Raw genomic sequence first — 14152 nt, forward strand, 5'->3', positions numbered from 1 at the left:
TTCATTTCGCCTGCCACATAATCACAGGAAGAAAGTCATGTCAGAGCTTCCCGATCGCCTGGCGATCAACGCCCTGTTTGCGGGGAATTACGCCGATCCCTTCGCTTTGCTGGGGATGCACCAGACAGCCAACGGGCTGGAAGTCAGGGCGCTGCTGCCCGACGCTTCGGAAGTATGGGTAATTGAAACCAACACCGGGCGCAAAGTCGCCCAGTTGAAATGTCTCGATCCGCGCGGCTTTTTCAGCGCGGTGGTGCCGCGCCGCAAGAATATGTTTCGCTATCAGCTGGCGGTGAACTGGCACGGGCAGCAGAATCTCATCGACGACGCTTATCGCTTCGGGCCGCTGCTGCAGGAGATGGACGCCTGGCTGCTGGCGGAAGGCACCCATTTGCGCCCCTACGAAACCCTGGGCGCGCACGGTGCGGTGATTGACGACGTGCACGGCACGCGCTTTAGCGTCTGGGCGCCTAACGCGCAGCGCGTCTCGGTGGTCGGCGATTTTAACTTCTGGGATGGCCGCCGCCATCCCATGCGCTTCCGCCGCGAAATGGGCATCTGGGAGCTGTTTGTGCCGGGCGCCTATAACGGCCAGCTCTATAAATTTGAAATCGTCGATAACAGCGGCCAGCTGCGTATTAAAGCGGACCCTTACGCCTTTGAGGCGCAGATGCGGCCGCAAACCGCCTCGATGATCTGCGGCCTGCCGCCGAAGGTCGAGATGGCCGAAGAGCGTAAGGCGCGCAACGCGTTTGACGCGCCGATATCTGTTTATGAGGTGCATCTCGGCTCATGGCGCCGCCACACCGAGAACAACTTCTGGCTCAGCTACAAAGAGCTGGCGGAGCAGCTGGTGCCCTACGTTAAAGAGATGGGCTTCACCCATATCGAGCTGCTGCCGATCAATGAACACCCCTTCGACGGCAGCTGGGGCTATCAGCCGCTCGGCATGTATGCGCCGACGCGCCGTTTCGGCACGCGCGATGAATTCCTCTATTTCATCAACGCCGCGCACGAAGCGGGCCTGAACGTGCTGCTCGACTGGGTGCCGGGCCACTTCCCCAGCGATGATTTCGGTCTGGCGAAGTTCGACGGCACCGAGCTCTACGAGCACAGCGATCCGCGTGAAGGTTATCATCAGGACTGGAATACCCTGATCTACAACTATGGCCGCCGCGAAGTGAGCAACTACCTGGCGGGCAACGCGCTCTACTGGCTGGAGCGCTGCGGCATCGATGGTTTGCGCGTCGATGCCGTGGCCTCGATGATCTACCGTGACTACAGCCGCGCCGAGGGCGAGTGGGTGCCGAACCACTACGGCGGCCGCGAGAATCTCGAAGCTATCGCCTTCCTGCGCTACACCAACCGCACGCTGGGACGCGCCGCGCCAGGCACCGTCACCATCGCCGAAGAGTCCACCGATTTCGACGGCGTGTCGCGCCCGCCAGAATCGGGCGGCCTCGGCTTCTGGTATAAGTGGAACCTGGGCTGGATGCACGACACCCTGGACTACATGAAGCTCGATCCGGTCTACCGCAGCCATCATCACGACCTGATGAGCTTCGGCATGATGTACAACTACACCGAAAACTTCGTGCTGCCGCTCTCGCACGACGAAGTGGTGCACGGCAAGAAGTCGCTGCTTGATCGTATGCCGGGCGACCCCTGGCAGAAGTTCGCCAACCTGCGCGCCTACTACGGCTGGATGTGGGCCTTCCCCGGCAAAAAACTGATGTTTATGGGCGGCGAGTTCGCGCAGGGCAAAGAGTGGAATCACGACGTCAGCCTTGACTGGCATCTGCTGGAGGGTGCCGATAACTGGCACCACGGCGTGCAGCGGCTGGTGCGCGACCTTAACCACACCTATCGGCACTATGCGCCGATGCATCAGCTCGATTTCGACCCGGCCGGCTTTGAGTGGCTGGTGGTCGACGATCGCGAAAATTCGGTCTTCGTCTTTGTGCGCCGCGACCGCGACGGCAACGAGATTATTGTCGCCAGCAACTTTACGCCGGTGCCGCGCCACAACTATCGCTTCGGCGTGAATCAGGCGGGGAACTGGCGCGAAGTGATCAACACCGACCAGCACAGCTATCACGGCAGCGATACGCGCAATCCGGTGGTGCATACCGATGAGATCGCCAGCCACAACCGACCGCAGTCGCTGTCGCTGACGCTGCCGCCCCTGGCGACAATCTGGCTGGTGAAGGAGGCGGAATGACGCTGCTTCCGGGACGTGCTGAGCCGCCAGGCGCCAGTTACGACGGCAAGGGCGTTAACTTTACGCTCTTCTCCCGGCATGCCGCGCGCGTTGAGCTTTGCCTGTTCGACCAGGGCAAAGAGCGACGCTACGATCTTCCGGCGCGTACCGGCGATATCTGGCACGGCTACGTGGCCGCGCTCAAACCGGGCCAGCGCTACGGCTTTCGCGTTCACGGTCCCTGGGCACCAGAGCGCGGGCACCGCTTTAATCCCGCCAAGCTGCTGGTCGATCCCTGCGCCCGCGCGGTTGAGGGCGAGGTAACAGACGACCCGCGTCTCTACGGCGGCATTGCGCAGCCTGACGAGCAGGACAGCGCCGCCGTGGCGCCTAAATCGCTGGTCGTGGCGGAGGAGTTCGACTGGGAAGGCGATATCGCCCCGCGCACGCCCTGGGGCAACACGGTTATTTACGAGGCGCACGTGCGTGGGCTGACGCAGCGGCATCCGGAAATTCCGGAATCGCTGCGCGGGACTTACGCCGCCCTCGGCCATCCTGTTATGGTGAATTACCTGCGCCATCTCGGCGTCACCGCGCTGGAGCTGCTGCCGGTGGCCCATTTTGCCAGCGAGCCGCGCCTGCAGCGCCTCGGCTTAAGCAACTACTGGGGCTACAACCCCTTTGCGCTCTGGGCCGTCGATCCGCGCTACGCCTCAGGTCAGGAGGGCGCGTCGCCTCTGCAGGAGTTTCAGCAGGCGGTGAAAGACCTGCACGCGGCGGGCATCGAAGTGCTGCTGGACGTGGTGTTCAACCACACCGCCGAGCTGGAGGAGATCGGCCCGACGCTGTCGCAGCGCGGCGTCGATAACGCCAGCTACTACTGGCTGAGCCCGCAGGGCGAATATGAAAACTGGACCGGCTGCGGTAATACCCTGAATCTCAGCGATCCTGAGGTGATGAACTGGGCGCTGGAGGCGCTGCGCTACTGGGTGCGCGTCTGCCACGTCGACGGTTTTCGCTTCGATCTGGCGCCGGTGCTGGGGCGCACGCCCGATTTTTCAGCGCACGCGCCGCTGTTCGAGGCGATTAAAGCCTGCCCGCTGCTCTCGCAGGTCAAGCTGATCGCTGAACCCTGGGATATTGGGCCAGGCGGCTATCAGGTCGGCAACTTTCCGCCGCTGTTCGCCGAGTGGAACGACCATTTTCGCGACGATATGCGGCGCTTCTGGCTGCATCGCGACGTCAGCAACGGCGCGTTCGCGCGCCGCTTTGCCGCCTCCAGCGATCTGTTCCAGCGCGACGGCCGCCTGCCGCACGCCGCGGTTAATCTGATCACCGCGCACGACGGCTTTACGCTGCGCGACGTGGTGAGCTTTAACCATAAGCATAACCAGGCCAACGGCGAGGATAACCGCGACGGCAGCAGCAGCAATTTTAGCGACAACCACGGCGTAGAAGGGCTGCGCGCCAGCTTCGACGTAATTGAACGCCGTCGCCTGAGCACGCATGCGCTGCTGGCGTCGCTGCTGCTGGCGCAGGGCACGCCGATGCTGCTTGCTGGCGACGAGCGCGGGCACAGCCAGCACGGCAACAACAACGCCTACTGTCAGGACAACATCCTGACCTGGCTTGACTGGCAGGAAGAAGAGAGCAGCCTGGTGGATTTTACCGCCGCCCTTATCCGTTTGCGTCAGCAGATCCCGGCGTTAACCGCCGATCGCTGGTGGCAAGAGGGCGACGGCAATGTGCAGTGGTTCAATGCCAGCGGCAGACCACTGCAGCGAGAGGAGTGGGAGCAGAAGGCGCACAGAATGCAGATTCTGCTCTCCGGCCGCTGGTTAATAACAATAAACGCCACGGATTCGGTGAGTGACATCGCCTTACCAGACGGAGAATGGCGTGCCGTTCCTCCTTTCGCCGGGGATGACAACCCCATTTTGTCGACTGTCTGGCATGGTCCCGCACACGGCGTGTGCGTGTTCCAGAAGCAATCATAAGGAGTCAGACATGGTTAAGTTAGACAGAACCGATCACCTGATGCTGGCCCGCCAGCTCCCTACACAGACGGTTGCGCTGATCCTCGCCGGGGGAAGAGGTACGCGCCTGAAAGACCTGACCGCCAAACGCGCTAAGCCAGCGGTGCATTTCGGCGGCAAGTTTCGCATCATCGACTTTGCGCTTTCAAACTGCATTAACTCAGGTATCCGCCGCATCGGCGTGATAACGCAGTACCAGTCGCACACGCTAACGCAGCACGTTCAGCGCGGCTGGTCTATCTTCAACGAAGAGATGAACGAATTTGTGGATTTGCTGCCGGCGCAGCAGCGCACGTCCACTGAACACTGGTATCGCGGTACCGCAGACGCCGTGACCCAGAACCTTGACATTATTCGCCGCTATCAGGCGCAGTACATCGTGATTCTGGCTGGGGATCATATTTATAAAATGGACTATTCGCGCATGCTGCTCGACCACGTCGATGCTAACGCGAAGTGCACCATCGCCTGCCTGCCGGTGCCGCTGCATGAAGCGACCGCCTTTGGCGTGATGGCCGTGGATGAAAACAATAAAGTGATCGACTTTGTAGAGAAGCCGCCGCAGCCGCCCGCCATGCCCGGCGACGATACGCAGGCGCTGGCCAGTATGGGGATTTACGTCTTTAACGCCGATTATCTCTATCAGCTGCTGGAAGAAGATTTGCAGGCGCCTAATTCTAACCACGACTTCGGCAAGGATATTCTGCCGAAAGTGGTGGCGAGCGGCGAAGGGTATGCCCATTCGTTTACGCTCTCCTGCGTACAGCAGGATGAAAGTTCGACGCCCTACTGGCGTGATGTAGGGACGCTGGAAGCCTACTGGCGCGCAAACCTTGATCTCGCGTCGGTGACGCCGGAGCTGGATATGTATGACCATACCTGGCCGATCCGCACCCATATGGAGCCGCTGCCGCCCGCTAAGTTCGTGCAGGACCGTTCGGGCAGCCATGGCATGACGATGAATTCGCTGATTTCTGGCGGCACTATCATCTCCGGCTCGGTCGTGGTGAACTCGGTACTGTTTCCACGCGTGCGCGTTAACTCGTTTTGCAATATCGATTCCGCCGTACTGCTGCCGGACGTGGTGGTGGGACGATCCTGCCGCCTGCGTCGTTGCGTGATTGACCGCGCCTGCGTGCTGCCAGAAGGCATGGTGATAGGAGAGAATCCTGACGAGGACAGTCGTCGGTTTTACCGTTCAGAAGAGGGGATCGTTCTGGTCACACGCGCCATGCTTGCCAGGCTGGCCAGCGCGTAGCCGTCAACGATAAAAAGCACCATATAATCGACGCGAGGATCGCGCCCGATCACTTATTAAGAGGCCGAGGATGCAGGTTTTACATGTCTGTTCAGAACTTTTTCCGCTGCTAAAAACCGGCGGGTTGGCTGATGTTGTTGGGGCATTGCCGCAGGCGCAGATTGCGGATGGTACGGACACGCGGGTGTTGCTGCCCGCTTTTCCCGATCTGCTTAAAGGGATCCCCGAAACGGAGGTGGTGGCCGAGCTGCAGACTTTCGCCGGTCCAACGCGGTTGCTGTTTGGTCATTTCAACGGCGTCGGCATCTATCTGATCGACGTGCCGTCGCTCTACGATCGACCCGGCAGCCCGTATCACGATACGTCGCAGTTCGCCTATGTAGATAACTATCTGCGCTTCGCGCTGCTGGGCTGGATGGGGTGTGAAATCGCCAGCGGGCTGGACGCTTACTGGCGGCCCGATATCGTTCATGCGCACGACTGGCATGCGGGTCTGACCTGCGCCTATCTGGAGGCGCGCGGACGTCCGGCAAAGTCGGTGTTTACCGTCCACAACCTGGCCTATCAGGGGCTGTTCAACGCGCGCCATCTGGACGAAATCCAGCTGCCGAGAGATTTCTTCGCCATGCACGGGCTGGAGTTCTATGGGCAGATTTCCTACCTGAAAGCGGGCCTCTTTTACGCCGATCACGTCACTGCCGTCAGCCCGACCTACGCGCATGAGATTACGCGCCCGGAGTTCGGCTATGGCATGGAGTCGCTGCTGGAGCAGCGGCTGCGCGAAGGGCGTCTCAGCGGCATTCTGAACGGTGTCGATCCCGGCATCTGGGATCCGGCGCACGACCTGCTGCTCAGCGCGCGCTATAACCGCGACACGCTGGAAGCTAAGGCCGAGAACAAACGGCAGCTGCAAATCGCCATGGGGCTGAAGGTCGACGACAGCGTCCCTGTTTTCGCCGTCATCAGCCGTCTGACGCGGCAAAAAGGGCTGGACCTGGTGCTGGAGGCGCTGCCTGGCCTGCTGGCGCAGGGCGGTCAGCTGGTGCTTCTCGGACAGGGTGACGCCGAGCTGCAGCAGGGCTTTCTCGCCGCTGCGGCGGAGCATCCCGGCAGCGTCGGCGTGCAGATTGGCTATCACGAGGCCTTCTCGCACCGCATCGTCGGCGGCGCGGACGTCATTATGGTGCCGAGCCGCTTTGAGCCCTGCGGTCTGACGCAGCTCTACGGCCTAAAATATGGCACGCTGCCGCTGGTGCGCCGCACGGGCGGCCTGGCCGATACGGTTAACGACAGCTCGCTGGAGAACCTGGCTGACGGCATCGCCAGCGGATTCAGTTTTGAAGACAGCAACGCCTGGTCGCTGCTGCGGGCGATTCGGCGTGCTTTTGTCTTGTGGTCGCGGCCTTCTCTCTGGCGTTACGTTCAGCGACAGGCGATGGGAATGGATTTCAGTTGGCAAGTGGCCGCGCAGGCCTACCGCGATCTTTACCAACGTTTGCTGTAATCAGAGACTGGGATAACTGATATGAATGCTCCTTTCACCTATACGTCGCCGACACTAACGGTCGAAGCGCTGAAACACTCGATTGCCTATAAGCTGATGTTCACCATCGGCAAGGATCCCTCCGTGGCGAACCAGCATGACTGGCTCAACGCATCGCTGCTGGCGGTGCGCGACCGCATGGTGGAGCGCTGGCTGCGCTCCAGCCGCGCGCAGCTGTCGCAGGATGTCCGTCAGGTCTACTACCTGTCGATGGAGTTTCTGCTGGGCCGGACGTTAGGCAACGCATTGATGGCGATGGGCATTTATGACGATCTCAATCAGGCGCTGGACGAGATGGGATTAAATCTGGCCGACCTGATGGAAGAAGAGAACGATCCCGGCCTTGGCAATGGCGGCCTCGGACGCCTGGCTGCCTGTTTTCTCGATTCACTCGCTACGCTGGGCCTGCCGGGACGCGGGTACGGCATCCGTTACGATTACGGCATGTTCCGTCAAAATATCATCGACGGCGAGCAGAAAGAGTCGCCCGATTACTGGCTGGAATATGGCAATCCCTGGGAGTTCCAGCGCTACAACACGCGCTATAAAGTCCGCTTTGGCGGCCGCATCCAGCATGAAGGCGCGAAGGTTAGCTGGCTGGAAACCGAAGAGATTGTCGCCATGGCGTACGATCAAATCATCCCCGGCTTCGACACCGACGCCACGAATACGCTGCGCCTGTGGGGCGCGCAGGCGAGTAACGCAATCAACCTGGGCAAATTCAACCAGGGGGACTACTTTGCCGCGGTAGAGGATAAAAACCATTCGGAAAACGTCTCGCGCGTGCTCTATCCCGACGATTCCACCTATTCGGGACGCGAGCTCCGTCTGCGTCAGGAGTATTTCCTGGTCTCCGCCACGGTGCAGGATATCCTCAACCGCCACTGGCAGATGCACAAAACCTGGTCCAATCTGGCGGACAAGATCGCTATCCACCTTAACGACACCCACCCGGTGCTGGCGATTCCAGAGCTGATGCGTCTGTTAATCGACGAGCACAAATTCACCTGGGACGATGCGTTCGAAGTGACCTGCCAGGTTTTCTCTTATACCAACCATACGCTGATGAGCGAGGCGCTGGAAACCTGGCCGGTGGAGATGATCGGCAAGATCCTGCCACGCCATCTCGGCATTATTTTCGAGATTAACGACTACTTCCTGAAGACCATTCAGGAGTACTACCCGGACGACTGGGATCTGTTGTCGCGCATCTCGATCATTGACGAGAATAACGGGCGCCGCATTCGCATGGCGTGGCTGGCGGTAGTGGTAAGCCACAAAGTCAACGGCGTCTCCGAACTCCACTCCAACCTGATGGTGCAGTCGCTGTTCGCGGATTTCGCACGTCTGTTTCCTGGTCGGTTCTGCAACAAGACCAACGGCGTGACACCGCGTCGCTGGCTGGCGCTGGCCAACCCGGCGCTGTCGGAGCTGCTGGACGAAGAGATTGGCCGCACCTGGCGCACCGATCTTAGTCAGCTTGCCGAGCTCAACCAGCAGATCGACTATCCGGCGTTTATCGAGAAGGTGGCTGATGCCAAGTTCGACAACAAGCGACGACTGGCGGACTGGGTGGCGAAAAACATGGATATCGTGCTGGACCCGCACGCGCTGTTCGACGTGCAGATCAAACGCATCCATGAATATAAGCGTCAGCTGCTGAACGTGCTGCATGTGATTACGCGCTATAACCGCATCAAAGCCGATCCCGGCCGCGACTGGGTGCCGCGCGTCAATATCTTCGCCGGCAAAGCGGCATCGGCCTACACCACCGCTAAGCATATTATTCACCTGATCAACGACGTAGCGAACGTGATCAACAACGATCCGCAGGTGAAGAACAAGCTGAAGGTGGTGTTTATTCCGAATTACAGCGTTAGCCTGGCGCAGATCATTATTCCGGCGGCGGATCTTTCTGAACAGATCTCCACGGCCGGCACCGAGGCATCCGGTACCAGCAATATGAAGTTCGCACTCAATGGCGCGCTGACCATCGGTACGCTGGACGGCGCCAACGTCGAGATGCTGGAGCATGTCGGCGAGGAGAATATTTTTATTTTTGGCAATACTACGCCGCAGGTAGAAGCGCTGCGCAGCGGCGGCTACAACCCGCGTAAATATTACGAAGAGGATGCTGAGCTGCATCAGGTGCTGACGCAGATCGCCTCCGGCGTTTTTAGTCCGCAGGAGCCCGGCCGCTACCGCAATCTGTTCGATTCGCTGGTGAACTTTGGCGACCACTATCAGCTGCTGGCAGATTACCGCAGCTATGTGGATACCCAGGATGAGGTGGATGAGCTCTATCGCAAGCCGGAAGAGTGGCAGCGCCGCGCGGCGCTGAATATCGCCAATATGGGGTATTTCTCTTCTGACCGAACCATCCAGGAGTATGCGGATGAGATTTGGCATATTAAGCCTGTGAGGCTTTGAGCGGGCTTCCGCCCGAAGGCGGGGCTGCCTGCTGCGCAGGTTAATTCGCCTGGCGGCGGTGCGGGTTTTGTTTGCCTGGCTGAGGCGCGGGTTTCGTTCGCCTGACAGGCGGACAGTTTCATTTCGCCCGCAGCGGGCGACCGAGCAGGGCCGGTGGGCGCCGGCCCTGCACCCGCGCCCCGGGCCAGCTCACCCGCCCGCTGCGCGGGTCCCTTCGCTCCGGCAGGATTTCTGACGGACCGGCTGGATTCGCCATCCATGGCTCATGCCAGCCTCTTCGCGGCATCCCTGCCGCTCGTCCTGAAATCCTTCCTCCGCTCAGCGGCTGCGATGGCCCCCAAAACCCCTGCTGCACGTTCTGATTCTTAAAGGCGCAACTTTGTCGCTGAAAGCATGGGTCATGTGCTCAGACGACGCAGTCGTTAATAAAAAAATAAGGAAACCACAGGCGGGGCAGTGTCAGAGGCATCCGACACGCTGAGGCGCGCGCGGTCCGTGCGGCCGACGTAAGCAACGAAGGCACCGCGCGAAGCGCGGCGTGGAGGCTGCCGGAAGCGGGGATTGTTAAGGGGCTGGCGAGCCCCTTAACACGCACGCCAGCAGCGGAGCGGCTGAAACTCCCTGCCGTCTGGCGGGCGGAACCCGCTCAGAGCACGTTCGCGCAGCGAACCTGAGCCGCCTGGCGGGCGGAACCCGCTCAGAGCACGTTCGCGCAGCGAACCTGAACCGTCTGGCGGGCGGAACCCGCTCAGCGCCCCGCCTGCGCAGCAGGCTAACCCGCCTGGCGGGCGGAACCCGCTCAGAGCAAGTTCGCGCAGCGAACCTGAGCCGTCTGGCGGGCGGAACCCGCTCAGCGCCCCGCCTGCGCAGCAGGCCAACCCGTCTGGCGGGCGGAACCCACTCAGCGCCCTGCCTGCGCAGCAGGCAAAAAAAAACGGGGCCGAGGCCCCGTTAAACTTATTTAGCTCGCCAGCGACAGGCTGGGCTTCTGACTGTGCGTCGCCAGCCACTCTGCTACGCGCGCCTGCTGCGCCTCGTTCAGCCACATGCCTTGCTTGGTGCGGCGCCAGATAGCGTCATCCAGCTCGCGCACCCACTCGTTCTGCACCAGATAGCGCAGCTCGGCTTCATAAAAGTCGTGGCCGAAGTTCTCACCCAGATCCTCAATACGCGTCGCGCCGTCGAGCAGCGTCTCGGTGCTGCTGCCGTAGGTGCGGGCGAAGTGACGCGCCATGCCTTCGGTAATAAACGGATAACGACGACGCAGGCTGGCGGCGTAATCTTCACGCGTACCGGCGATATCGCCGCCCGGCAGCACGCAATTTTTCGTCCATGCCGGACCAGCGTTGGGGAAATACTTCACCAGCTTCTCCAGCGCATGCTCTGCCAGCTTGCGGTAGGTGGTCAGCTTGCCGCCAAACACCGACAGCAGCGGCGCCTGGCCGTTGTCGTCGCGCACGTCTAGCGTGTAGTCGCGGGTGATCGCCTGCGGCGAATCGGATTCGTCATCGCACAGCGGGCGCACGCCAGAATAACTCCAGACCACATCGTCACGCACCAGCTGCTTTTTAAAATGGCTGTTGTAGATTTTGAGCAGATAGTCGATCTCGCTGTCGTCAATTTTGACGTTCTTCGGATCGCCTTTGTACTCGACGTCAGTGGTGCCGATAATCGAGAAGTCATCCATCCAGGGAATAACAAACACGATACGGTTATCTTCGTTCTGCAGGATGTAGGACTGCTTCTCGTTGTGTACGCGCGGCACCACGATATGGCTGCCTTTGATCAGGCGAATGCCGTACGGCGATTTCAGCTTCAGGCCGTCGTCAAACAGCTGTTTCACCCACGGGCCCGCCGCGTTCACCAGCGCTTTGGCGCGCCAGGTATAGGTTTTGCCGCTGTCGACATCTTCCGCTTCCACCGTCCACAGGTTGTTTTCACGCCAGGCGCGCGTTACGCGAGTGCGAGTGCGCACGTCGCCGCCGCGCTTTACCACTTCCTGCGCGTTCAATACCACCAGGCGAGCATCATCTACCCAGCAGTCAGAATATTCGAATCCGCGCGTAATCTCCGGCTTGAGGGCTGAATCCGCGCCAAAGCGCAGGCTTTTGCTCCCCGGCAGGCTGGTGCGCTTGCCCAGATGGTCATATAAAAACAGGCCGGCGCGAATCATCCATGCCGGGCGCAGATGCGGGCGGTGCGGCAGACGAAAGCGCATCGGGAAAGCGATATGCGGCGCCATCTTCAGCAGCACTTCACGTTCGGCCAGCGCTTCACTGACCAGACGGAATTCATAGTGTTCGAGGTAGCGCAGGCCACCGTGAATCAGCTTTGAACTGGCGGAAGAGGTCGCGCAAGCCAGGTCCCGCGCCTCCAGCATCAGCACTGACAGGCCGCGTCCTGCAGCGTCTGCTGCAATGCCGGCACCGTTGATGCCGCCGCCGATCACGATCAGGTCTTTGGTTTCCACGTCATCTCCTCCGATGTTCGGAATAGTTCATTAATGTTCGTTTTCGAGCATAATCATAGTCGCAAACCAACATTGATGCCAGTGTTTAACGCGCTAAAAACATTTTTGCGTGATATAGCTAACATTCCTGCTGAGAAATAAATACAAACCCGGATACTTTGTCAGGTTATTGAGGCTGCTTATCGGGTTACACTAGGCGCTAATTGTGTCGTCCTAACGAGAGAATCATGGAAACCTTCGAATGCATTAACGTTCAGCAGGCCAGCGAGCATCTGGCGCAAGGCGCGCAGCTGGTCGATATCCGCGATCCGCAGAGCTTTGCGCTCGGCCATGCGGAAAACGCGCTGCACCTGAGCAACGGCAACCTCAACGACTTTCTGGCCAGCGCCAGCCGGGAGCTGCCGGTACTGGTGATGTGCTACCACGGCAACAGCAGCAAAGGCGCCGCACAGTATCTGCTGAGCCAGGGCTTCAGCGCCGCCTACAGCATCGACGGCGGCTTCGACGCCTGGCGCGCCGCGTTTCCGACCCAGGTTGTCGCCGGCGGCGAGTGAGCCGCGCCCGATGAACAAGGAGAGTGATTAATGGTGCGCATTACCCAGTTTACTAACCCGCGCATGGCGCAGGCGTTCGTCGACTATATGGCGACGCGCGGCGTCGCGCTGCGCATCGAGCAGGATGGTCACTACGTCATTCTGCTCGATGACGAGAGCCGACTTGAAATGGTCGAAAACGAACTTCAACAGTTTGTGCGCCAGCCGGACCACCCTCGCTATCAGGCCGCCAGCTGGCATACCGGCGACACCAAAAGTGGCCTGCGCTACGAGCGCAGCAATCTGTGGGGCAATATTCGCGATCGCGCTGGCCCGCTTACCATGACCGTGCTTTTCGCCTGTATCGCAGTGTTTATCCTGATGCAGATCTTTGGCGATCAAAGGGTGCTGCTGTGGCTGAGCTGGCCGGATGGCCCAGGCCAGTATTTTCAGGCCTGGCGCTGGTTCAGCCATGCGCTGCTCCACTTTTCACTGCTGCATATCCTGTTTAACCTGATGTGGTGGTGGTATCTCGGCGGCGCGGTAGAGAAGCGGCTCGGCAGCGGCAAGCTGTTTGTGATTATGCTGATTTCAGCGCTGCTCAGTGGCTTCGTACAGGCGAAATTCAGCGGCATCTGGTTTGGCGGTTTGTCGGGCGTGGTGTATGCGCTGATGGGCTACTGCTGGCTGCGCGGCGAGCGTGACCCTGAGAGCGGCGTCTATCTGGAACGCGGACTGATTGGTTTTGCTATCGTGTGGCTGGTGATCGGCTGGTATGGCGCGTTCGGGCTCGCTATTGCCAATGGCGCTCACGTCGCCGGTCTGCTGGTCGGGCTGGCGATGGCGTTTGTCGATACCCGTGCAGTGCGGCGCCGTTAGCGCCGGATAAAAAAAGAAAACAGGAGAGTAATGTGAAGCAGACGCAACGTCATGACGCCATTATCGATCTGGTCCGGCGTCAGGGATATGTCAGTACCGAAGAGCTGGTAGAACATTTTGAGGTAAGCCCGCAAACCATCCGCCGCGATCTTAACGACCTCGCCGATCAGAATAAAATTCAGCGTCATCACGGCGGCGCGGCGCTGCCTTCCAGCTCTGAAAATACCGCCTGGCAGGAGCGTAAGATGATGTGGTCGGCGGAGAAAGCGCGCATCGCCGAACGCGTCGCCAGTGAAATTCCAGACGGCGCAACCTTATTTATCGATATCGGCACCACGCCAGAAGCGGTGGCCTATGCGCTGCTGAATCATAAAAACTTGCGCGTGGTGACCAACAATATCAATGTGGCGACGCTGTTGATGAGCAAGCCCGATTTTCGACTGATCATCGCTGGCGGCGAGGTGCGCACGCGCGACGGCGGCATTATGGGCGAAGCGACGCTCGACTTTATCTCTCAGTTCCGCCTCGATTACGGCATTCTCGGCATCAGCGGCATTGATATGGACGGGTCGCTGCTGGAGTTTGACTATCACGAGGTGCGCACCAAGCGCGCCATTATCGAAAATTCACGCTGCGTGATGCTGGTGGTCGACCATTCTAAGTTCGGCCGCAACGCGATGGTCAATCTCGGCAATATGGGGCTTATCGACCAGCTCTATACCGACAAGCAGCCGCCCGCCAGCATTATGAAAGTGATCGAACAGCACGAGGTTCAACTCGAACTCTGCTGAGTGAGCACCGTT

At 59.9% G+C, this 14152-nt stretch carries 9 protein-coding genes; 8 read left to right on the forward strand and 1 reads right to left on the reverse strand.

Annotated elements, in window-relative coordinates; translation table 11 throughout:
- Nucleotides 1-37: 37 nt before the first annotated feature.
- The 5 genes from glgB to glgP all read left to right on the forward strand — a co-directional run bounded on the left by glgB (nucleotide 38) and on the right by glgP (nucleotide 9467).
- Nucleotides 38-2221: a 1,4-alpha-glucan branching enzyme gene (glgB, locus tag ACR6A7_RS10550; protein ID WP_434124818.1), complete on the forward strand. Its 2184-nt coding sequence runs from the start codon at nucleotides 38-40 to the stop codon at nucleotides 2219-2221.
- The gene (glgX, locus tag ACR6A7_RS10555) at nucleotides 2218-4197 is read left to right on the forward strand and encodes a glycogen debranching protein GlgX (protein ID WP_434124819.1); all 1980 of its coding nucleotides are present in this window, start codon (nucleotides 2218-2220) and stop codon (nucleotides 4195-4197) included. Before glgB ends, glgX begins: the two co-directional genes overlap by 4 nt.
- Before the next feature lie 10 nt (nucleotides 4198-4207).
- Nucleotides 4208-5494, forward strand: coding sequence for a glucose-1-phosphate adenylyltransferase (gene glgC, locus ACR6A7_RS10560; RefSeq protein WP_434124820.1), 1287 nt, complete (start codon nucleotides 4208-4210; stop codon nucleotides 5492-5494).
- Between the two features lie 70 nt (nucleotides 5495-5564).
- Nucleotides 5565-6998, forward strand: coding sequence for a glycogen synthase GlgA (gene glgA, locus ACR6A7_RS10565; RefSeq protein ID WP_434124821.1), 1434 nt, complete (start codon nucleotides 5565-5567; stop codon nucleotides 6996-6998).
- A gap of 21 nt (nucleotides 6999-7019) precedes the next feature.
- Nucleotides 7020-9467 (forward strand): glycogen phosphorylase, encoded by a 2448-nt coding sequence (gene glgP, locus ACR6A7_RS10570; RefSeq protein ID WP_434124822.1) that lies wholly within the window; start codon nucleotides 7020-7022, stop codon nucleotides 9465-9467.
- Between the two features lie 961 nt (nucleotides 9468-10428).
- On the opposite strand, the gene glpD is transcribed toward glgP, so the two are convergent.
- Nucleotides 10429-11937: a glycerol-3-phosphate dehydrogenase gene (gene glpD / locus ACR6A7_RS10575; RefSeq protein WP_434124823.1), complete on the reverse strand. Its 1509-nt coding sequence runs from the start codon at nucleotides 11935-11937 to the stop codon at nucleotides 10429-10431.
- A 227-nt stretch (nucleotides 11938-12164) separates the two neighbouring features.
- Here glpD and glpE point away from each other — a divergent pair, with 227 nt between their 5' ends.
- The 3 genes from glpE to ACR6A7_RS10590 are packed head-to-tail and all read left to right on the forward strand — an operon-like array spanning nucleotide 12165 to nucleotide 14140.
- Complete coding sequence (gene glpE, locus ACR6A7_RS10580; RefSeq protein ID WP_216492936.1) at nucleotides 12165-12491, forward strand: thiosulfate sulfurtransferase GlpE; 327 nt, start codon at nucleotides 12165-12167, stop codon at nucleotides 12489-12491.
- Between the two features lie 33 nt (nucleotides 12492-12524).
- Nucleotides 12525-13349: a rhomboid family intramembrane serine protease GlpG gene (gene glpG, locus ACR6A7_RS10585; protein WP_434124871.1), complete on the forward strand. Its 825-nt coding sequence runs from the start codon at nucleotides 12525-12527 to the stop codon at nucleotides 13347-13349.
- 32 nt (nucleotides 13350-13381) lie between these two features.
- Entirely contained in the window at nucleotides 13382-14140 is a 759-nt protein-coding gene (locus ACR6A7_RS10590; protein WP_434124824.1) for a DeoR/GlpR family transcriptional regulator, read from the forward strand.
- Nucleotides 14141-14152: the final 12 nt, after the last annotated feature.

The sequence above is a fragment of the Pantoea phyllosphaerae genome (assembly GCF_051025595.1).
Lineage (GTDB): Bacteria > Pseudomonadota > Gammaproteobacteria > Enterobacterales > Enterobacteriaceae > Pantoea.

Coding starts and splice junctions, on each gene's coding strand:
- glgP (WP_434124822.1), top strand. CDS start 7,020: ATGAATGCTCCTTTCACCTATACGTCGCCGACACTAACGGTCGAAGCG.
- glgX (WP_434124819.1), top strand. CDS start 2,218: ATGACGCTGCTTCCGGGACGTGCTGAGCCGCCAGGCGCCAGTTACGAC.
- glgC (WP_434124820.1), top strand. CDS start 4,208: ATGGTTAAGTTAGACAGAACCGATCACCTGATGCTGGCCCGCCAGCTC.
- glgB (WP_434124818.1), top strand. CDS start 38: ATGTCAGAGCTTCCCGATCGCCTGGCGATCAACGCCCTGTTTGCGGGG.
- glpE (WP_216492936.1), top strand. CDS start 12,165: ATGGAAACCTTCGAATGCATTAACGTTCAGCAGGCCAGCGAGCATCTG.
- glgA (WP_434124821.1), top strand. CDS start 5,565: ATGCAGGTTTTACATGTCTGTTCAGAACTTTTTCCGCTGCTAAAAACC.